Raw genomic sequence first — 20,053 nt, 5'->3', positions numbered from 1 at the left:
ATGTTGGCGACCCGCCGCCCGGTGCGGCCTGTACTGTCCTGCCGCACGGCAAGCGACAGCTGGGTCATGTGATGAACAATCAGCAGCGGGCCTTCTTGTTCCCTGACGTCCCTTCAGGATTTTCCGTCGTCGCCCTTCACCATGGCGCGTTCGGGGGCGCGGCGGGAGTAATACTCCGCCACTGCATCGATCTGTTCGTCGGTCATGCGGCGGACTGCGGCCTCCATGATGCGGGACAGCGCCGTGTTGCCGCGCGCCCCGTCACGCCACAGCCGCAACTGGGCGGCGATGTAGGACGCATGCTGTCCGTCCAGGGTCGGGTATCGGGGATCACGGGCATGCCGGGTGTCGGCCCCCGTTCCCCCATGGCAGCCGGAACAGGCGGCGACGCCATCGTCCGGGGCGCCGGACTCCGCGATCCGCCGGCCCAGATCGAGCAGCTCCGGCGCCGGATCGGCGGTCTTAACCGTTGCCGTTGCAGGCTTTTGCGCTGCGTAATGCTCGGCTAATCCGCGGATCGCCTCTTCGTCCAACCCGGCCGCCACCGGCTGCATGATGCCGCTGAAGCGGTTGCCGTCGGCGTAGGCCTGCAGCGTCTCGCGCAGATAGTCCGCCGACTGTCCGGCGATCCGCGGGAAGGCGCCGATGCTGTCGCCGTTCCCGTCAAAGCCATGGCAGCGGGCGCAATCCTGCAGGGTCTCTCCCAAACCTCTGCTCATCGGACCGCTTGTGGGGCCGGTCAGTTCGGCCACCCGCGCATGGTCGTCGGCCCGCGTCCGACCGAAAGCGAGGCCGTGATATTCTTCCGCGCTCATCCCTTTGAGCCGCAGGAGAAAGGCGGTAACCGCCCAGGGTTCGTCCTTGCGCTGCTGGGCCGGCCAAGCCGGCATGCCGGCGTACTTGATGCCGTGCAGGGTGATCCAATACAGTTCCCGCGGCTTCCAGTCGGCCACCTTATCGGGCAGATAGGGCGGCTCCGGCATCATGTGGCGGGAGATCGGGTTGCGCGTCGTGTCGGGGGCGCCGTGGCAGGGAGCGCAGCCATCCTCGTAATGGCCGGCACCGCGGCGGATCAGCGCCGGGTCGTCCAGATCGGGCGGCTCGCCGACGGAAGCGGCATGCGTCTCCACCGAACGGCGCATCGCCATTTCGAAGAACAGCTCGACCGGCGTCCAATGCGCCTTGCTCGCCGCCACGCTGTACAGGCCCGACCACGCGAACAGGAGCCCGCCGATCCCGGCCGCCACGCCTGCGATGGCGAGTGTCTTCAGGGTCCGCCACATCCGCTCAACCAGCCTTTCCGCCGGAGAGCTGACCGTCTTCTTCTCCCTGGCGCAGCCAGCGGGCCGCGCCGGCCAGCACCAGCGCGACATAGGCCAGCGACCCGACGACCCCCATGATGAGGCCGCCCAGCTGCTGGTCGGCCAGCGGCGACAGGCCCCAGGGCGCGGTGGTGGTCAGATGGTAGGGAAACAGCGGTGTCCCGGCGAAGATCAGCAGCGCCGCCAGCATCGCCAGATGGACCGAGGTGCCGAAGGCCGCCAGAAGGCCGCGCAGCCGCATCGCATTGTCGGTCGGTGCCAGCACCGTCCGCCATGCCGCCACCGCCCCGGCGAACAGCGTGCCGTGCATCAGCCACAGCACGGCGTCGTTCGCCAGCGCCGCCAGGTAGGGGCCGGGCAGATGCCAGACCCACAGCGTGATGCCGAACAGTCCCCAGGCCAGCTCCGGCTTGCCGAGCGGCCTCGCCATCCTGCGCAGCGGCTCCGGCCACCGCACCGCACCGCTCGGCCAGCCGAGCACGAACAGCGGCGCCGCGACCTGGATGGTCAGCAGATGCTGGGCCACACGGGCGGAAAACAGGGCGGAGGTCAGGCTGCACAGCGGGGAGACGAAGGCGACGCCCAACACCAGCCAGCCGGCGGCCAAGCACATGGACCGATGACCGGCATGTCCGCCGCGGCCGGCCGGACGGCGCGCCACCACCGTCAAGCCGATCGCGGCCAGAGCGAAGACGGCCAGCAGCACCGGATCGCCGTTCCAGGCGGTCGACAGCTCACCCGGCACCGGCGGAACACCGCAGTAGGGAACGAAGGGAAAGCTGTCTGTCGCCATGGCGCGGCCTCGCGGGTTCCGGGAACTCTGCATGCTGTCCAATAACCGGCATGGCGGGATGTTCCCTGACAAGGCGACGTTTCCGGCGGCAAATGACCCGATGGGCAGGGAGCAGATCGGTGGCCGGGGTGTTGATGCGCGCAAGGCCAATCGGAAACGCAGCCGGAGACCGCCATGCCCGCCGCCTCGCCCCGCCGCACCCGCGCCTATTCCGCCGTCTGCGCGGCCGTGCTGTCGGGGCTGCTCGCCGCCACGCCGGCGCAGGCGCAAGGGCAGCCGGGAGGTGGCCAGAAGGCGCCTCCTCCGGCCGTGACCACCGCACCGGTGGAGAGCCGCGACGTCGCCCCCGCGTCGGAGTTCATCGGCCGGATCGAGGCCATCCGCTCCTTCGAGGCGCGTCCCCGGATCGAAGGCACAGTCGAGCAGGTCGCCTTCCAGGAAGGGCAGGACGTCCATGAGGGCGATCTGCTCTATGTGATCGAGCCGGCGCCCTATCAGGCCGCGCTCGACAGCGCCAAGGCCCAGCTCGCCAGCGCCGAAGCCAAGCTGCGCGAGGCGGAGCGTGCCTACAACCGCGCCGAGGAACTGCGCCAGCGCGGCAACGTCTCGCAGGCGCAGCTGGATCAGGCGCTGGCCGACCGCGACGCCGCCCAGGCGGCGGTGATGATGAATCAGGCCCAGGTCCGCACGGCGGAGATCAATCTCGGCTACACCCGCATCGCCAGCCCGGTGGACGGCCGCATCGGCGCCACGGCGGTGACGCAGGGCAACCTCGTCAACCCGTCCACCGGCGTGTTGGCGACGGTGGTGCAGCTCGACCCCATCCGCGCCGTCTTCTCGGTCGCCGACCGCGACCTGCTGGCCTTCCAGCGCAAGTTCGACGTCCGCCAGCCGTCGCAGGCGACGGAGAAGTTCGTGCCGACCTTGGTCCTGCCCGACGGCAGCGACTATGCCGAGGAGGGCCAGATCGAGTTCGCCAACAACCGCGTCGATCCGCAGACCGGCACGGTCAGCATCCGCGCCACCTTCGCCAACCCGCAGCGCCTGCTGCTGCCCGGCCAGTATGTGACCGTGCGGGTCCGGCGCGACCAGCCGGAGCAGCGCCCGGTGGTGCCCGTCGCCTCGGTCCAGCAGGACCAGCAGGGGCATTATGTGCTGGTGCTGGACGACCAGAACCGGGTGCAGCGCCGCCCGGTGGAGACCGGTGCGCAGGTCGACCAGTCGCTGGTGGTGGAAAAGGGGCTGACCGCCGGCGAGACGGTGGTGGTCGGCGGCGTGCAGAAGGTGCGGCCGGGCATGGTCGTGCAGCCCACCCCGGCTGACGAGGTGGCCGAAGGTACCGCAGCAGGGGCCGGCGCCGGTTCGTCCGGCGGTGCCGCTGCGGCTGGTGGCGCCACCGGTACGGCGAAGGAGTGAGGCGATGTTTTCCGCGCTCTTCATTCGCCGGCCGAATCTGGCGATCGTCATTGCCGTCGTCACGCTGATCGCCGGCTTTCTGGCGCTGAACGCCATCCCGGTCGCGCAATATCCCTCGATCACCCCGCCGACCGTCCAGGTGTCGGCAACCTATCCCGGCGCCAACGCCCAGGTGGTGGCCGACAGCGTCGCCGCCCCGATCGAGGCCCAGGTGAACGGCGTGGAAGGCATGCTCTACATGTCCTCCACCAGCACCGACACCGGCAGCTATTCGCTGACCATCACCTTCGCGCCCGGCACCGATCCCGACATCGCCGCGGTCAATGTGCAGAACCGCATGTCGCTGGCTACCGCCAGCCTGCCGTCGGAGGTGACGCGCCAGGGGGTCACGGTGCGCCGGCAATCGTCCAACATGCTGATGGCGGTGAACGTTTATGCCCCCGACGGCAAATTCGACCCGATCTTCATCTCCAACTATGCCAGCCTGAACCTGCGCGATTCCATCGCCCGCGTCCCCGGCGTCGGCGATGCCCAGGTGCTGGGCGCGCTCGACTACAGCATGCGGATCTGGATGAACCCGGACCGCATGACGGCGCTGGGCATCACCGCTCCGGACGTGATCTCTGCGATCCAAAAGCAGAATGTCCAGGCCCCCGCCGGCCAGATCGGCGCCCCGCCCATCGGCGACGACCAGCAGCAACAGCTGACCATCATCGCCCGCGGCCGGCTGAACGATCCGCAGGACTTCGCCAACATCATCATCCGCAGCAACGAGAATGGCGGCATCGTCCGCCTCGGCGACGTGGCGCGGGTGGAGCTGGGGGCGCAATCCTACACCTCCTCCTCCAAGCTGAACGGCGCGCCGGCGGCGACGCTGGTCGTCTACCAGTCGCCGGGCGCCAATGCGCTGGATGTCGCCAAGTCGGTGCGGTCGGAGCTGGAGCGGCTATCGCAACGCTTCCCGGAAGGGCTGAAGTACGCGGTCGTCTTCAACACCACCAACTTCGTCACCGCCACCATCGAAGAGATCGTGCTGACGCTGGGCATCACCTTCCTGCTGGTGGTGGCGGTCATCTACGTCTTCCTGCAGGACTGGCGGGCGACGCTGATCCCGACGCTGGCGATCCCGGTGTCGATCATCGGCGTCTTTGCCGTGCTGCTGGTTCTCGGCTACAGCGCCAACACCATCACGCTGTTCGCGCTGATCCTCGCCATCGGCCTCGTCGTCGACGACGCCATCGTCGTGGTGGAGAATGTCCGCCGCGTGATGGAGGAGCATCCCGACCTGTCGTCGACCGAGGCGGCGGCCAGGGCGATGGGGCAGGTCAGCGGCGCCATCGTCGCCTCCACCCTGGTGCTGGCGGCGGTGTTCGTGCCGGTGGCCTTCCTGCCGGGCATCACAGGACAGCTCTACCGCCAGTTCGCCGTCACCATCGCCGCCTCCTTCATCATCTCCGGCATCAATTCACTGACGCTCAGTCCGGCGCTGTGCGGCCTGCTGCTGCGCAAGCCGACGGAGCCGTGGCGGCCGCTGGCGGCCTTCAACCGCGGGCTGGACCGGGTGCGCGACGGCTATGGACGGCTGGTGCATGGGCTGGGGCGGCGGCTGATCGTCGGGCTGGTGCTGTTCCTGGCGATCACCGCCGGCGCCTTCGCCCTGCTGCGCAGTCTTCCCACCGCCTTCCTGCCGGCGGAGGACCAGGGCTATTTCTTCGTCAACGTCCAGCTTCCCAGCGCCGCGTCGGTCACCCGCACCCAGGCCGTGATGGACCGCATCAGCGAAACCATCAAGGAGGAGCCGGGTGTCGCCGACGTCATCGCCATTTCCGGCTTCAGCATCCTCAGCGGCCAGGGCTCCAACGTCGGGCTCGTCATCGCCGCGCTGAAGCCCTGGGCGGAGCGGGGGAGCGATGAGACGGTAGACGCCATCCTGGGCAGCCTGCGCCCGCGCTTCGGCGCGATGCCGCAGGCGACGGTCACCGCCTTCAACCCGCCCTCCATCCCCGGTTTGGGCGCCACCGGCGGCTTCGACATGCGGGTGCTCGCCACCGGCGGGCAGAGCCCGCAGGAGTTGGGATCGGTGCTGCGCGGCCTGCTGGTCGCCGCCAACCAGGATCGGAACCTGCAGGCGGTGTTCAGCACCTACAGCGCCGACGTGCCGCACCTGTATCTGGATGTCGACCGCACCCGCGCCTCCCTGCTGGGGGTGTCGCCGGCCGACATCTTCACCACGCTGCAGGCGCATCTGGGGGCCAGCTACGTCAATGATTTCAACCTGTATGGCCGCGTCTTCCAGGTGAAGGTGCAGGACGCCGCCCGCTTCCGCGATCAGGTGAAGGAGATCGATCAGCTCTATGTCCGCAGCCAGTCGGGCGACATGGTGCCGCTGCGCAGCCTCGTGTCGGTGCGCACCACGCTCGCCCCCGACAGCATCACCCGCTACAACCAGTTCATGTCGGCCTCGGTCAACGGGCAGGCGGCGGCCGGCGTCAGCTCCGGCCAGGCGCTGACCGCCATGCAGGACGTGGCGCGGAACACCCTTCCTCAGGGCTATGCCACGGAGTGGAGCGGCCTGTCCTATCAGGAAAGCCAGGTCGGCAATCAGGGGCTGATGGTCTTCGGCCTCGCCCTGCTGTTCGGCTACCTGTTCCTGGTGGCGCAGTATGAGGACTGGCTGATTCCGCTGGCGGTGCTGCTGTCGGTGGCCGTCGCCGTGCTGGGGGCCGGCATCGGGCTGTGGGTCGCCGGGATTCCCAACGACATCTATGCGCAGATCGGTCTGGTGCTGCTGGTCGGTCTGGCGGCGAAGAACGCCATTCTGATCGTCGAGTTCGCGCGGGAGCAGAGGGCCGACGGCCGGTCGATCGTCGATGCCGCGGTGGCGGGCGCCCGCCAGCGCTTCCGCGCCGTGCTGATGACCGCGCTGGCCTTCATCCTGGGCACGGTGCCGCTGCTGATCTCCACCGGAGCCGGCGCGGCCAGCCGGCGGTCGATCGGCACCACCGTGTTCAGCGGCATGGTGGCGGCGACGGTGATCGGCATCGTCTTCGTCCCGGTGCTGTTCGTCGCCTTCCAGCGCCTGACCGAACGGCTGCGCGGCCGCCCGCGGGCCGTCCAGGCGGAGAGCAAGCGTGCTTGAAGCAGGACCGTCCGGCTGCGGTACCCGCCCTTGTGGGCGCCCGATAATGGGGTGGTTGCCACAGCCACCCTGAGAAGGGCTTAACGCTTTTCCCTTCCGGCGCCGCGTTGGAAGGGTTCCCCCATCGCGTTGGACACCCGGCCGGCGAAAATGTCCATGGTGGGCTACATCCGCCGTGGCGGTGCCGAACCTTCGGTGGTCCGGCGCCACCGCGATTCGTCTGCTGACCCCCCTCAAGGGCGGCATCCGCCCCCGCCGGGGAGCCCGCCACAGCAGGAGAGGCACGGCTGTATGCAGCAACGTCAGGCACGCGACGCACGTCTCGATCTCTTCAAGGGCGTGGCCCTTCTGATCATCTTCATCAACCATGTCGGCGGGAACCCGCTGGCAAAGCTGATGCCCGCCCGTTTCGGCCCCTCCGATTCGGCCGAGATCTTCGTCTTCATCTCCGGCTACGCCATCGCGCTGGCCTATGGTCCGGTGCTGGCGGAGCACGGGTTCGCCGCCTGCCAGCGCAAGGCGCTCGGCCGCTGCCGGCAGCTGTGGACGGCCAACATCATGACCATGCTGGTCAGCGCGCTGGTTGTCGCGCTCGCCGTCCATGTCGGCGACCTGCCGATGGAGGCGTCGAACCGGCTGGAGAGCTTCGAGCCGCTGTTCGAAACCCCGGTGACCGCCATCGCGTGGCATCTGGTGCTGATGTATCTGCCCTTCGCCTTCGACATCCTGGCGCTTTACATCCTGCTGGTGGCGGTGGCGCCGCTGTTCCTGTGGACCTATGCCCGCTTCGGCTATGCGGCGGTGGCGTTGTCGCTCGTGCTCTATCTGGTCGCCCAAGCGGCGCCCGGACTGATCCCGCCCAACCTGTGGGACGAGGATTGGAACTTCAGCCCGTTGGCCTGGCAATGCGTGTTCTTCCTCGGCACCAGTCTGGCGCTGGTGGTGCGCAGCGGCAGGGTCCGGCTGCCGCAGTCCCGCTGGCTGCTGGCCGGGTCGCTGGCGCTGCTGGCCGGCATGGCGCTGTGGAAGTTCGCGGCATCCGACATTGGCCATGCGCTGACGCCGGCTGCACTGCAAGGCTGGCTGCCGGAGCAGACCATCCCCTGGGCCGACAAGGACACGCTGGGGCCGATGCGGCTTCTGCATTTCCTGGCGCTGGCCTGTGCGGCGGCGCTGCTGGTGCCGCGCGATGCGGGGTGGCTGCGCTCGGCCCCCGCCCGGATGCTGATCGCCTGCGGCCGGCATTCGCTGCCGGTCTTCTGCGTCGGCGTCGTGCTGTCCATCGCCGGCACCGCCGTTCTGCTGGCCGGGCGGAACTCCGTGACGGTGCTGGCGGTCAATCTGGCGGGGATCGCCGTGCTGCTGGCGATGGCGATGGTGCTGGAGCGGCGGCGGACCCGCCGGCAGCCGGCCAAGTCGGCGGTACCGCAGGCGGCCGTGCCGGAGACTCCGTGAAAGGGTGGCAAGCCAGGGCTGGGCTTCTTGAATCCTGCGCCGGGTAGGCGCATATTTTGAGAATGCAATTCAATCCGGCCATACCGTCCTACCAGACGCTGAAGCCAACACCGCAGCTGACGCCCGCGGCGCAGATCGCCATGTCCCCGGCGGTCCAGGCGGCGCAGCAGGTGGCGCCGCCGGTGCGTACCCAGACGGTGGCCGCGCCCCCGGCCATCGGGAAGTCCGACCAGTCCCGCGATACCCGCAGCGGCACCGAGGGCAGTCAGGCCGTCGACACCAATGCCGGCGCGCTTGCCGCCCGGGTGAATGCCCAGGGATACCGCCAGCGCGGGTCGCTGCTGGACGTGTCGGTCTAGGAAAACATCGCACCGCCCATGAAAAAGGCGGCGGAGGCCTTTCCCTCCGCCGCCTTTTTCCGTGGGCGGTCTTAGTGGGACAGCTCGCTCAGCGGACCCTTGCCCTTCACGGTCTCGTAGCGGCCCTTCTGCCACTTCTCGAGACCCTGGAGCTGCTGCTCGGTCATGTTGAGGGTAACCTTGTCGCCCTTCATGTGCAGCTTGTTCAGCGGCAGCACGACGTCCTTGTCGCTGACGTCGACGGTGTGGTCGACGTCGATCACGGCATAGAGCTTGTTGTTGTAGCGGACGACATCCTCGATCTCCGCCATGTTCTCGCCCTTGGCGCCATAGATGTCCTTACCCTTCAACTGGTCGACATGCATCTTCATCAGCGCCGGGTCGACGCTGTCGTCGACCGCTGCGACGGTGGGGTTGTTGGACTTGGTCACGCTTTTGTCCGAAGACGCGGCCAGGGCGGGCGTGGCGGCGAGAAGCGCGGCAGTGCAGCCCAGGACAAGATAGCGTTTCATCGGTTGGCTCCATCTTATTGAGATGTTGTGGCGGATCAACACCCCTGCCGGCCGATGGGTTTCCTGTTTCCCAAAAGAAATTGGGCCTTCCTCCCATTCGGAGAAAGGCCCAATTTCTTTGGTCTACCGTGGAACCGTTACTTCAGCTCGTCCATCGTGTTGATGACGTGGCTGACGATGCCGTAGTCCTTCGCCTCTTCGGCGAGCATCCAATAGTTGCGGTCGGTGTCCTTGGCGACCTTTTCGTACGGCTGCCCGGTCTCACGCGCGATGATCTGGTTCAGACGCTCGCGCATGCGGATGATTTCCTTCGCCTCGATGGCGATGTCCGTCGCCCGGCCGCCCGTTCCGCCCAGCGGCTGGTGGATCAGGAAGCGGGTGTTGGGCAGGCAGAAACGGTCTTCCTTCTTCGCCGCCAGATAGATGTGGCAGCCGGCGCTGGCGACCCAGCCCGTGCCCAGCATCTTAACCCGCGGCTTGATGAAGCGGATCATGTCGTGGATGGTGTCGCCCGCCTCGACATGGCCGCCCGGCGAGTTGACCACGACGGTGATGTCGTCGTCGTTCTCATGGGCGAGCGCCAGCAGCTGGGCCGACACGACCTGCGCCAGCTTCATGTCGATCTGGCCGAAGATCAGGACCGTACGCGCCTTGAACAGGCTCTGCTGCACGGCGGCGAACTGCGGCTGGGCGCTTTCCTTCGACTTCTCGTCCGGTTCCTTTTCAGGTTCGTCGTCGAACCGGGTGTATCCGACCTGCGCCATTGATGTTCTTCTCCCTGGTATCGGAAGCGGGGTATCGGGACCGGGATGCGCCGCCGGAGAAATCCCCCGGCTGCCGTCCCGCTGCCGCATGCGCCTTGCCTGCTTCACCACATAGCCCGTCCGGCCTTCATGTTCAACGTCCGGCCGGCCAAAATCGATGGGTGCGGCCGCGGCCGAATGGGACGTTTGGAACAGCGTGCAACAGTTTTCCGGGGATGTTCCACTGTTCCATTCACCGAACACGCGGGTGTCCTTCCAGTTGGCGCGTCCCGGTTGGCGCGGCACGATGGTCTTTCCTACCACGAGGCGGCGGCACGGGTAAGGGGCGGCGGGAAACCGGTGGCACGCCATTGACGCCGTTCACCCGACGCCGCCAAACTCCGCCCGCGAACGGGTCGGGAGTGCGACGGAATGCGCGGGAACGGAACGGGCTGGTCTGAAGACGGAGCGACGGGCGTATCGGTCATCATCGCAGCCCACCGCGCCCACGGCACCATCGTCCGTGCGGTGCAGAGCCTGTTGGAGCAGGAATGGACGGAGTGGGAGGCGGTGATCGTCAGCGACGACGGCACCGATTACCGCCCGACGCTGCGGGCCGCCGGAATCGACGATCCGCGGCTGGTCTTCGCCAGCACCGGCCGGGTGGGCGCCGGGGCGCCCGCCGCGCGCAATGCCGGGCTGGATGCTGCGCGGCTGGCGTTGGTGGCGCCGCTGGACGCCGACGACCGCTTCCGCCCCGGCCGGCTGTCGGCACTGGTTCCGCTGGCTCTGGCACGGGGTGCGGCCTTCGACAATGTCGCAGTGGTGCGTGACGAGGACGATTCGCCGCTGCTGCGCCTGTTCGAAGACGGGCAGGCTCCGGCCCTGCTGGACGGCGAGGGGTTCGTGGCGACCTCCGTCCCGATGTTTCCGGTGGTGCGGCGCGATCTGGTGCCGGGCTGGGACGAGGACGTGAATTTCTGCGATGACGTGGTCTTCAATGTCCGGGTGCTCGACGCCACCGGTCCGGTGCCGCTGGTGGCGACGCCCTTCTATGAATATCGCCAGCGCGCCGGCTCCATCACCTTCTCCGCCGACAGCGGCGAGCGGGCGGAGCGCTGTTACCGTCATGTGCTGGAGCGGCTGGCCGGCGATGGGCTGGGCATCCGGGACGAGGCGCTGCGACAGGTCTTCGCCCGGTCCATCGCCGCCAAGCGCGCCCGCAACGCCGCCTATGAGGCCGCCTTCAAGGCTGGCCGCTGCGCCAATTTCCAGGAGTTCCTGGCGCTGGGGGAGGGGTGAACCCGTAAGGGCCAAGCTCCCGCTGGCTTTGCTTTACCATTTTGTGTCAGTTTTGGTGCGTCGCACATAGCCGGACCGGACACGGGTAAATTCCATGAACGCCCCGACCTGCTGCCTCGCCCGCATTCCCGCCAATGGGAAGTTCTGGCTGAAGAACGCGCGGGTCGATGACGGATTTCGTGACATCCGGATCGAGAATGGCCGCGTCCGCGCGCTGGTGGCGGCCGGCGAGTCGCCCTGTTGCGCGCCGGGACTCGATCTGGAGGGCGGAGAAGTCCGCCGGATGGACGGCGACGAACCGGTAGCGGCCGGCGATCCCGCCGATCTGTGGGTGACGCTGTGCGGCGGCCGGACGGTGCCGATGCGGGCCGGCCGGCTGGAGAGCGGCGGGCCTCAGGACGTGGCCGCGACAAACGGACCGGCGGACGGTTCTGATCGCTGAACCTTCTCGACTCCGGATGTGAACTGAACGATATAGTTCAGTTTGCCCGGCGCCCTTTTCGGTTGCGCTGCGGTAGAACGAAACCCGTCCGGATCCCGGTCCCATGCGCCACACGCTTCGCATCGCTGCACTTCTCGTCCTGGCGGCTCTCGCCGGCGGGGCTTACTGGTATTTCGTGAAGCAGGGCGGGACCGTCGCCGGGCTGACCGCGATGGTGACCGGTGCCGTGTCCGGCGGTGCGCCCGCTCCGGGAGGCGCCTCGGGGGGCGCCAAGCCGCCGGGCGGCGCGCCGCCGATGCCGGTGGAGGCCGTTCCGGTCCGCGTCGGGATGGTGGAGCGGACGGTGACCGCCGTCGGATCGCTGCTGTCCAACGAATCGGTGGTGATCCGGCCGGAAATCGCCGGCCGCATTAGTGAGATCGCCTTCAAGGAGGGGCAGCGCGTCGCCAAGGGCACCGTGCTGGTCCGGCTGGACGACGCCATCGCCCGCGCCACGCTGGCCCAGGCGCAGGCGAGCATCGCCTTTTCCCGCGCCGAACTGTCGCGCGCCGACCAGCTGGTGCGCCAGAACAGCGGCACCCTGCGCAGCCGCGAACAGGCCGCCGCCAAACTGCTGGCCGACGAGGCGGCGGTGCAGCTGGCCAAGGCGCAGCTCGACAAGCAGGTCATCACCGCGCCCTTCGACGGGGTGCTGGGGCTGCGCAAGGTGTCGGTCGGCGATTTCGTCCAGGCCGGCAAGGACATCGTCAACCTGGAGGACATCGACACGCTGAAGCTGGACTTCCGCGTGCCGGAGATGTTCCTGCCGGCGGTGAAGGTCGGGCAGACGGTGAAGGTGGCGGTGGATGCCTTCGGCGGGCGCAGCTTCGACGGCACGGTCTATGCGATCGACCCGCTGGTGGACGTGAACGGCCGCGCGCTGGCGATCCGCGCCCGCGTGCCGAACCCGGACGGCTCGCTGCGCCCCGGCCTGTTCGCCCGCGTGTCGCTGACGCTGACCACGGTGCCCGACGCGGTGCTGGTGCCGGAACAGGCCATCGTCGCCTTCGGCAAGGACCAGTATGTCTTCAAGGTGGTGGACGGCAAGGTGACGCAGACCCGCGTCACGCTGGGCGAACGCCGCAATGCGGAGGTGGAGATTTCCAAGGGCCTCGCCCCCGGCGACATGGTGGTCACCGCCGGCCAGCTGAAGATCCGCGACGGTGCGCCGGTGGCGGTGGTTCCGAACAAGCCGGCCCCCAACGCATCGTCGGGGAGCTAAGTCGATGATCCTGTCCGAGATTTCGGTCCGCCGTCCCGTCCTGGCGACGGTGATGAGCCTCGCCCTCATGCTGATCGGCATCGTGTCGTACCAGCGTCTGTCGGTGCGCGAATATCCCAAGATCGACGAGCCGGTCGTCACGGTGGAGACAACCTATAAAGGCGCCTCGGCCCAGATCATCGAAAGCCAGGTGACCCAGACGCTGGAGGACAGCCTCGCCGGCATCGAGGGCATCGACGTGATGTCCTCGATCAGCCGGGCGGAGAAGTCGCAGATCACCCTGCGCTTCCGGCTGGACCGCAACGTCGATGTCGCCGCCAGCGACGTGCGCGACCGAGTGGGCCGCGTCCGCGCCGCCCTGCCGTCGGAAATCGACGAGCCGGTCATCGCCAAGGTCGAGGCCGACGCCCAGCCGATCATCTATCTCGCCTTCTCCTCCGACCGGCATTCGCCGCTGGAGGTGACGGACTTCGCCGACCGCTACGTCAAGGACCGGCTGCAGAACCTGCCCGGCGTGGCGCAGGTGCGCATCTTCGGCGAGCGCCGCTTCGCCATGCGGCTTTGGCTCGACCCGCAACGGATGGCCGCCTACCGGGTGACGCCGCAGGATGTCGAGAACGCGCTGCGCCGGCAGAATGTCGAAATCCCGGCCGGCCGCGTCGAAAGCGTGGCGCGCGAGTTCACCGTGGTGTCGGAGACCGACCTGCGCAGTCCGGCCGAGTTCGAGAACATCATCCTGCGCGACGATGCGGGCTATCTGGTCCGGCTGCGCGACATCGGCCGGGCGGAGCTGGGCGCGCTGGACGAGCGGGTCAGCGCCCGCTTCAACGGCCGCGGCGCCGTCGCCATCGGCGTGGTGAAGCAATCCACCGCCAACCCGCTGGACGTGTCGAAGGCGGTCAACGAGGCGCTGCCGAAGATCACCGCTGCCCTGCCGGAGGGCATGGGGGTGGATGTCGCCTATGACAGCTCGGTCTTCATCGCCAAGTCGATCGATGCGGTGTTCCACACGATCTTCGAAGCGATCATCCTGGTCGTGCTGGTGATCTTCTTCTTCCTGCGCTCGTTGCGGGCGACGCTGGTGCCGCTGGTGACCATCCCGGTGTCGCTGATCGGCGGCTTCGCCCTGATGTACGCCTTCGGCTTTTCCATCAACACGCTGACGCTGCTGTCGATGGTGCTGGCCATCGGCCTCGTCGTCGACGACGCCATCGTCATGCTGGAGAACATCTTCCGCTATGTGGAAGAGGGCATGAACCCGTTCCAGGCAGCGTTGAAGGGATCGCGCGAGATCGGCTTCGCCGTCATCGCCATGACCATCACGCTGGCGGCGGTGTACGCGCCCATCGGTTTCATGACGGGGCGTACGGGACGGCTGTTCACCGAATTCGCGCTGACGCTGGCCGGTGCGGTGATCGTGTCGGGCTTCGTGGCGCTGACGCTGTCGCCGATGATGTGCTCCAAGCTGCTGAAGCACGAGACGAAGCACGGTCTGCTCTACCGCGCCATCGAACGGTTCCTGGAGGGGATGACCAACGGCTACCGAGGGCTGCTGCGCCTGTCGCTGCGGGCCCGGCCGCTGGTGCTGTTGATCGGGCTGGGCGTCGCGGCGGCCAGCTATGTGCTGTTCACCGGGCTGAAATCGGAACTGGCGCCGGTGGAGGACCGCGGCACCATCGTCGGCATCGCCATCGCGCCGGAAGGCTCGACGCTCGACTACACCATGGGCTACGCCCAGCGGATGGAGGCGCTGTTCCGCCAGATCCCCGTGCTGGAGAAGTTCTTCGTCGTCGTCGGCTTCCCCGTGGTGAACCAGGGCATCGCCTTCGTCCGCCTGATCGACTGGGACCAGCGCGACGTGAAGCAGCAGGCGATCACCGCCCAGCTGTTCCCCAAGATGTTCGGCATCCCCGGCATCCTGGGCTTCGTCACCAACCCGCCCTCGCTGGGGCAGAGCCCGATCGACAAGCCGGTCAATTTCGTCATCCAGACCTCGCTGCCCTTCGAGGAACTGCAGACGATGGTCAACGCCATGATGGCGGAGGCGCGCAACTTCCCCGGCCTGACCAACATCGACACCGACCTGAAGCTGAACAAGCCGGAATTGCGGGTGTCGCTCGACCGCGACAAGTCGGCCGATCTGGGGGTGGATGTCGACACTGTCGGCCGCACCCTGGAAACGCTGCTGGGCGGACGGCAGGTCACGCGCTTCAAGAAGGACGGCAAGCAGTATGACGTGATCGTCCAGGTCGCCAACATCGACCGCCGCAACCCGGACGACATCGCCGGCATCTATGTGCGCGGCGGCACCTCGGCCACCGGTGGGCCGGGGCAGATGATCTCGCTCGCCAATCTGGTGAAGGTGGAGGAGCGGGTGGCGCCGAAGGAGCTGAACCACTTCAACAAGCTGCGCTCCGCCACCATCACCGCGACGCTGGCGCCGGGGACCTCGCTGGGCGAGGCGCTGGCGGTGATGCAGGCGGCGGCGAACAAGGTGCTGCCGGCGACCGCCCAGACCGACTATGCCGGGCAGAGCCGCGAGTTCCGCGAATCGGCGACCGGGCTCTATTTCGTCTTCGTGCTGGCGCTGGCCTTCATCTATCTGGTGCTGGCGGCGCAGTTCGAGAGCTTCATCGACCCCTTCGTCATCATGCTGACGGTGCCGCTGTCGATGACCGGCGCGCTGGCCGCCTTGCAGATGAGCGGCGGGACGATGAACGTCTACAGCCAGATCGGCCTCGTCACCCTGGTCGGCCTCATCACCAAGCACGGCATCCTGATCGTGGAGTTCGCCAACCAGCTCCAGCGCGCCGGGACCGACATCCGCAAGGCGGTGGAGGAAGCCGCCGTGCTGCGCCTGCGCCCGATCCTGATGACCACCGGCGCCATGGTGCTGGGCGCGGTGCCGCTGGCCTACGCCAAGGGGGCGGGTGCCGAAAGCCGGCAAGCCATCGGCGCCGTCATCGTCGGCGGCATGACGCTGGGCACGCTGCTGACGCTGTTCGTCGTCCCGACGGTCTACAGCTATCTTGCCCGCAAGAAGCCGATGCGGGACGAGGCTGCGGAGCAGGGCGCCGATGGGGGCGCTGCTCACGGCGTGCCCCATCCGGCGGAGTGAGGGGGAATCGGCGCCATGGCCAGCGTGCTGATCATCGACGACGACGACGTGGCCCGCGCGGTGCTGCTGCGCACGCTGACGATGGCCGGCCATGAGGCGGTCGGCGCCCGCGACGGGGTGGAGGGGATGTTGCGGTTCCGCGACCGTCCGGCCGGCAATCCCGTCGATCTGGTCATCACCGACATCTTCATGCCGAACCAGGAGGGGCTGGCGACGATCATGGAACTGCGGCGCGGCGCGCCGTCGCTGAAGATCATCGCGATTTCCGGTGGCGGCGCCCGCGCCTCGCTGGACGTGCTGCCGGTGGCGGAGGCGCTGGGCGCGCACCGCACCCTTCGCAAGCCCTTCACCCCAGCCGAGGTGATGGAGGTCGTGCGCGAGGTTCTGGAGGGGTGAGCCTCTTTCCCTGAAGCGCGAAGCGCCGCCCTCCGGTGGAAGGCGGCGCTTCGTTTTGTGGTGTTCCAGCCGATTGGCCTGACCGGGCCTTATTCACGGCCTGGGTCGGGGTGCCCGCAGGTCAGGCGGCGAGCCGTTCTTCCTGTACTCGTCGGCTCCGGCGAAGGCGTTCGAAGAGCTGCTGGACGCTGTCGGGGCTGATCCCATCGCGCGCCATCACGGCGATCACGATCGGATCTTCGAGCAGTTCGGAAAGGGTCGGCGTCTTGCTGCGGTCCATGCGTCCCTCCCTTAGAGTCCGGCTTCCGGAGGCCGTTGCCGTCCCGGAAGGGGGATCGGCGGACGGTCGAAGCCGGCAATGGCGATTGGCCTAATCCCTGCTGCGCGCTCGTCTCGGCTTTCGGTATCCGGATCGCCGCCGGGGATATACCCCGTCCGGTCCGGATTGTGGGTCTAAAATACAATATGGCGACCATAACTCAGATGGGGTGGTAATGTCACCCGTCCTTTTGTCAACAGCCGCTATATCTTTGTTCAATGCAGTAATGACCAGCTGCGCGGCGGTCGCGGGCGCGGTTACGCCTGATCCGGCCGGCCGCGCGTCAGGCTGGTGCCGGCCGCCGAATCGCCCGAGTCGGCCGCGGGAATGGTGACGTCGACCTGGACCAGGCGCACTTTGGCATGGGACAGGCAGAGGTCCGCGGCGCGGTCGGCCAAGTATTCGGCACCCGATACGTTGGATTCGGCACAAAGACGGCGCAAGTCTTCGACGATGTCCTCGTAAGACATCACCGCGGCGATGTCGTCGGGAAAGCCGGGGCCGGGATGGGTGACGGTCAGCGTCAGGTCGAAGCGGACGTCCGGCCGGTCGGTGCGGCCGGCAAGCGCCACGGCGGCGGAGAAGCCGCGCACCAGAATGGTGTAGGTGAGCGGCGCGCCGCCCGGCTGGACCAGCATGGTCCGTTTCACGCTATCGTCCGACAACACACTCTCCCGGCCGGCGGGCGGGCGCCGGCGTTGCGTTCAGGCCGGCACTATAAGCGGTGCGGCGGCGGCATGCCACCGCACTTGGACCATTGCACTTGGACAACCACACTCGGCGAGGCGTTCGTCAAAGCCTGTCGGCGATGCGGACGACGGTCTCGCGGCCGGGAACCTCGTCGCGCAGGGCGTCGACCCGCCGGTTCAGCACCGGGTGGACGATGTCGGCGGCGATGTCGGCCAGCGGGCAGAGCACGAAGGCGCGCTCCGCCATGCGGGGGTGGGGGATTTCCAGATCAGGCTGCGCCACCACGCGGTCGGCGTAGAGCAGGATGTCGATGTCGATGGGGCGAGGGCCGAAGCGCAGGCCGCCCAGGTCGCGGCCCAGCGTCGCCTCGATCTCCTTCAGGAAGCGCAGCAGCTCCGCCGGGCCGAGGCGGGTGGTGCCGCGCACCGCCATGTTCAGGAAGGCCGGCTGGTCGGTCACATACATCGGCGCCGTCTCGTACAGGGCGGACTGGGCGTCGATCTCCACCGCCTCGCCCAGCCGCCGGATTGCCTCGGCGAGGTTGGCGGCGCGGTCACCCATGTTGCCGCCGAGCGCGAGATACACCGTCACGGCAGAGGCGGAGGGAGAAGTGGAGGGCGTAAGCTCGGCCATGGCGTCGGCGGTTCCGATATGCTGGTATGGACAGGGGACGGAACTCCTAGCAAATCCGGGCCCGTCCGTCACTTCCGGGCCGCAGAGACCCGTCCGGGAACGGACGGGCGGCGGCGGGGTTTCAGCACTGTATCAACCGGTTGAGAAGAACCCGGCGATGACACGATATTCTGGTGGAGGACGAGACATGGGCCAAGGGATGGGTAAGGCCATGGGTAGGGCGAGGACCGTGGGCGCTGCGATGATCCTTCTCGGCGGCACGGCCGTCCTCCTTGCCGGCTGCGCCACCGGTCCCGATCCGGAGATTGCGCGCCGCGCCCAGACCGCCATGGTCGGCATGCCCAAGGCCGACCTGCTGGCCTGTGCCGGCGTGCCGGACCGTCAGGCGACGGCGGCGGGGCGCGAATATTACACCTACGTCGCCCGTCCGGCGGTGGCCTACAGCCCCGGCAGCAGCATCGGCATAGGCGCCGGCAGCTTCGGCGGCAGCGGCGGGGTTGGGCTCGGCCTCGGCTTCGGGGTGCCGGTCGGCGGCAGCACCTCCACCGGCTGCGAGGCGACGGTGGTGATCGGCCAGCGCGGTACGGTGGAGCAGGTCAGCTACCCGGCCGGCGCCACGCTGTCGGCCTGCACGCCGATCGTCAGCAACTGCATGGCGCCGCGCGGGTGAGGACGTTCACGGGTAAGACTTTGAGATGAGGCGGCCGGGGCTGTCGCAGCGCCCGGTAATGCCATATTCTCGACCGTAACCCCGGCCGCAGCCGGGGCGAGAGACGCCCGCAAAGGGCCGCATCAGGGTTGGCAATTGGGTTGGAGGAACCACGAACCATGGATATGAGCGGAAGCCACCGGATCGAGGCCAGCCGCGACGCGGTGTGGGCGGCGCTGAACGATCCGGAGATCCTGCGGCAGTGCATTCCCGGCTGCGAGGAGGTGGTCCGGCAGTCCGACACCGAGATGACGGCCAAGGTCGTCGCCAAGGTCGGCCCGGTCAGCGCCAAATTCGCCGGCAAGGTCACCCTGTCCGACCTGGACCCGCCCAACGGCTACACCATCACCGGCGAAGGGTCGGGCGGTGCCGCCGGCTTCGGCAAGGGCGGCGCCACCGTGACGCTGGCCGACGATGGCGGCGCCACGCTGCTGACCTACACCGCCAAGGCCCAGGTCGGCGGCAAGCTGGCGCAGATCGGCTCCCGGCTGGTCGACGCCACCGCCCGCAAGATGGCGGAGGAGTTCTTTGCCCGCTTCACCCAGATCGTCGGTCCGGCACCTGTGGAGACAGCCCCGGCGGTGGAACCGGTGGCGGGCGAAGCGGCCGGTGCCGCCGCCGCGCCCCAGCCAGCCTCCCAACCTGCCGCCACCCGGCCTGCGGTCTATTCCGAGCCCGCGGCGAAGCCCGCCACCCGCATGGCGGAACCGCCGCCGGAGATCCCGCTGCCGCTGCCGGTCGGCCGTGGCAAGGGGGGCGGAGCCGGCAATTTCTACCTGCCGTGGGCGGCACTTCTTGTGGTTGTGGTTCTGTTCGCGACGCTTGCCTGGATGAATTAGCGCGGCAAATTGTTCATTGGTCGTACGGCGGCATCAAAGGGGGTTTGACCCCCTTACGGAATGTGTATGCTGCCGCGCGATTCCGGCCGGCGCCGTCGGCCGGTGGATCCATCGGAAGGGAAGCCGAAGAATGAAGAAGCTGTTGATGGGCGTTGCCGCCATCGCCGCGGTCGTGATGGGTGCCGGTGCCGCCCAGGCGGCCGACGCCGCCGCCGGCAAGGACGTCTTCAAGGTCTGCATGGCCTGCCACACCGCCGAGCAGGGCAAGAACAAGGTCGGTCCGTCGCTGTTCGGCGTCGTCGGCCGTCCGGCCGGTTCGATCGAGGGCTTCAAGTATTCGGCCCCGATGAAGGAAAAGGGCGCCGGCGGTCTGGTCTGGACCCCGGAGAACCTGGACGCCTACATCAAGGCGCCGAAGGAAATCGTCCCGGGCGGCACGATGGCCTTCGCCGGCCTGAAGGACGACGCCAAGCGCGCCGACCTGATCGCCTTCCTGTCCGAACAGAAGTAAGACCGCTTTCCCCCGGTCCGAAGCCCAAGGGCATCATGGCCGGGGGATCACGGACGGCGAAAGGGCCGGTGGCGATGCCACCGGCCCTTCGTTT

The 20,053-nt window shown here is 68.1% G+C and carries 19 protein-coding genes; 12 read left to right on the top strand and 7 right to left on the bottom strand.

What is annotated here, in order from left to right; translation table 11 throughout:
* Window positions 1–113 precede the first annotated feature (113 nt).
* A complete protein-coding gene (locus M5E06_RS20165; protein ID WP_252139717.1) occupies window positions 114–1,283 on the bottom strand; it encodes a c-type cytochrome in 1,170 nt (389 codons plus the stop codon).
* A gap of 4 nt (window positions 1,284–1,287) precedes the next feature.
* The gene (locus tag M5E06_RS20160) at window positions 1,288–2,115 is read right to left on the bottom strand and encodes a cytochrome c oxidase assembly protein (RefSeq protein ID WP_252139716.1); all 828 of its coding nucleotides are present in this window, start codon (window positions 2,113–2,115) and stop codon (window positions 1,288–1,290) included.
* Window positions 2,116–2,289: 174 nt separating this feature from the next.
* Here M5E06_RS20160 and M5E06_RS20155 point away from each other — a divergent pair, with 174 nt between their 5' ends.
* The 4 genes from M5E06_RS20155 (at window position 2,290) to M5E06_RS20140 (ending at window position 8,484) form a co-directional block, all read left to right on the top strand.
* Entirely contained in the window at window positions 2,290–3,531 is a 1,242-nt protein-coding gene (locus M5E06_RS20155; RefSeq protein WP_252139715.1) for an efflux RND transporter periplasmic adaptor subunit, read from the top strand.
* A 4-nt stretch (window positions 3,532–3,535) separates the two neighbouring features.
* Window positions 3,536–6,670, top strand: coding sequence for an efflux RND transporter permease subunit (locus M5E06_RS20150; RefSeq protein WP_252139714.1), 3,135 nt, complete (start codon window positions 3,536–3,538; stop codon window positions 6,668–6,670).
* 291 nt (window positions 6,671–6,961) lie between these two features.
* Window positions 6,962–8,125 (top strand): OpgC family protein, encoded by a 1,164-nt coding sequence (locus M5E06_RS20145; protein WP_252139713.1) that lies wholly within the window; start codon window positions 6,962–6,964, stop codon window positions 8,123–8,125.
* Window positions 8,126–8,187: 62 nt separating this feature from the next.
* A complete protein-coding gene (locus M5E06_RS20140; RefSeq protein ID WP_252139712.1) occupies window positions 8,188–8,484 on the top strand; it encodes a hypothetical protein in 297 nt (98 codons plus the stop codon).
* A gap of 71 nt (window positions 8,485–8,555) precedes the next feature.
* Here M5E06_RS20140 and M5E06_RS20135 read toward each other — a convergent pair whose 3' ends face one another.
* Window positions 8,556–8,996, bottom strand: a complete 441-nt coding sequence (locus tag M5E06_RS20135; protein ID WP_252139711.1) for a PRC-barrel domain-containing protein — start codon at window positions 8,994–8,996, stop codon at window positions 8,556–8,558.
* A gap of 137 nt (window positions 8,997–9,133) precedes the next feature.
* On the bottom strand, window positions 9,134–9,760 hold the full coding sequence (locus M5E06_RS20130) for an ATP-dependent Clp protease proteolytic subunit (protein ID WP_109073003.1): 627 nt from the start codon (window positions 9,758–9,760) through the stop codon (window positions 9,134–9,136).
* A gap of 411 nt (window positions 9,761–10,171) precedes the next feature.
* On the opposite strand from M5E06_RS20130, the gene M5E06_RS20125 reads away from it, so the two are divergent.
* The 5 genes from M5E06_RS20125 (at window position 10,172) to M5E06_RS20105 (ending at window position 16,258) form a co-directional block, all read left to right on the top strand.
* Window positions 10,172–11,041 (top strand): glycosyltransferase family 2 protein, encoded by an 870-nt coding sequence (locus M5E06_RS20125; RefSeq protein WP_252139710.1) that lies wholly within the window; start codon window positions 10,172–10,174, stop codon window positions 11,039–11,041.
* Between the two features lie 94 nt (window positions 11,042–11,135).
* Window positions 11,136–11,483, top strand: a complete 348-nt coding sequence (locus tag M5E06_RS20120; protein WP_252139709.1) for a hypothetical protein — start codon at window positions 11,136–11,138, stop codon at window positions 11,481–11,483.
* 103 nt (window positions 11,484–11,586) lie between these two features.
* Complete coding sequence (locus tag M5E06_RS20115; protein ID WP_252139708.1) at window positions 11,587–12,744, top strand: efflux RND transporter periplasmic adaptor subunit; 1,158 nt, start codon at window positions 11,587–11,589, stop codon at window positions 12,742–12,744.
* 4 nt (window positions 12,745–12,748) lie between these two features.
* A complete protein-coding gene (locus M5E06_RS20110; RefSeq protein WP_252139707.1) occupies window positions 12,749–15,862 on the top strand; it encodes an efflux RND transporter permease subunit in 3,114 nt (1,037 codons plus the stop codon).
* 15 nt (window positions 15,863–15,877) lie between these two features.
* Window positions 15,878–16,258 (top strand): response regulator, encoded by a 381-nt coding sequence (locus tag M5E06_RS20105; RefSeq protein ID WP_109153057.1) that lies wholly within the window; start codon window positions 15,878–15,880, stop codon window positions 16,256–16,258.
* A 121-nt stretch (window positions 16,259–16,379) separates the two neighbouring features.
* Here M5E06_RS20105 and M5E06_RS20100 read toward each other — a convergent pair whose 3' ends face one another.
* The 3 genes from M5E06_RS20100 to folK all read right to left on the bottom strand — a co-directional run bounded on the left by M5E06_RS20100 (window position 16,380) and on the right by folK (window position 17,900).
* On the bottom strand, window positions 16,380–16,538 hold the full coding sequence (locus M5E06_RS20100; RefSeq protein ID WP_199230941.1) for a hypothetical protein: 159 nt from the start codon (window positions 16,536–16,538) through the stop codon (window positions 16,380–16,382).
* 296 nt (window positions 16,539–16,834) lie between these two features.
* Entirely contained in the window at window positions 16,835–17,227 is a 393-nt protein-coding gene (locus M5E06_RS20095) for a dihydroneopterin aldolase (RefSeq protein ID WP_252139706.1), read from the bottom strand.
* Between the two features lie 142 nt (window positions 17,228–17,369).
* A complete protein-coding gene (gene folK, locus M5E06_RS20090; protein ID WP_252139705.1) occupies window positions 17,370–17,900 on the bottom strand; it encodes a 2-amino-4-hydroxy-6-hydroxymethyldihydropteridine diphosphokinase in 531 nt (176 codons plus the stop codon).
* 229 nt (window positions 17,901–18,129) lie between these two features.
* On the opposite strand from folK, the gene M5E06_RS20085 reads away from it, so the two are divergent.
* The 3 genes from M5E06_RS20085 (at window position 18,130) to M5E06_RS20075 (ending at window position 19,959) form a co-directional block, all read left to right on the top strand.
* A complete protein-coding gene (locus tag M5E06_RS20085) occupies window positions 18,130–18,570 on the top strand; it encodes a hypothetical protein (protein ID WP_252139704.1) in 441 nt (146 codons plus the stop codon).
* 158 nt (window positions 18,571–18,728) lie between these two features.
* Window positions 18,729–19,448, top strand: a complete 720-nt coding sequence (locus tag M5E06_RS20080) for an SRPBCC family protein (RefSeq protein WP_252139703.1) — start codon at window positions 18,729–18,731, stop codon at window positions 19,446–19,448.
* Window positions 19,449–19,578: 130 nt separating this feature from the next.
* Complete coding sequence (locus M5E06_RS20075) at window positions 19,579–19,959, top strand: c-type cytochrome (protein WP_252139702.1); 381 nt, start codon at window positions 19,579–19,581, stop codon at window positions 19,957–19,959.
* Window positions 19,960–20,053 lie beyond the last annotated feature (94 nt).

Origin of the sequence: Azospirillum sp. A1-3 (assembly GCF_023806445.1) — a bacterium.
Taxonomy (GTDB): domain Bacteria; phylum Pseudomonadota; class Alphaproteobacteria; order Azospirillales; family Azospirillaceae; genus Azospirillum.
Note: the sequence above shows the minus strand (reverse complement) of the source record. Positions and strands in the feature narration are given on the sequence as shown.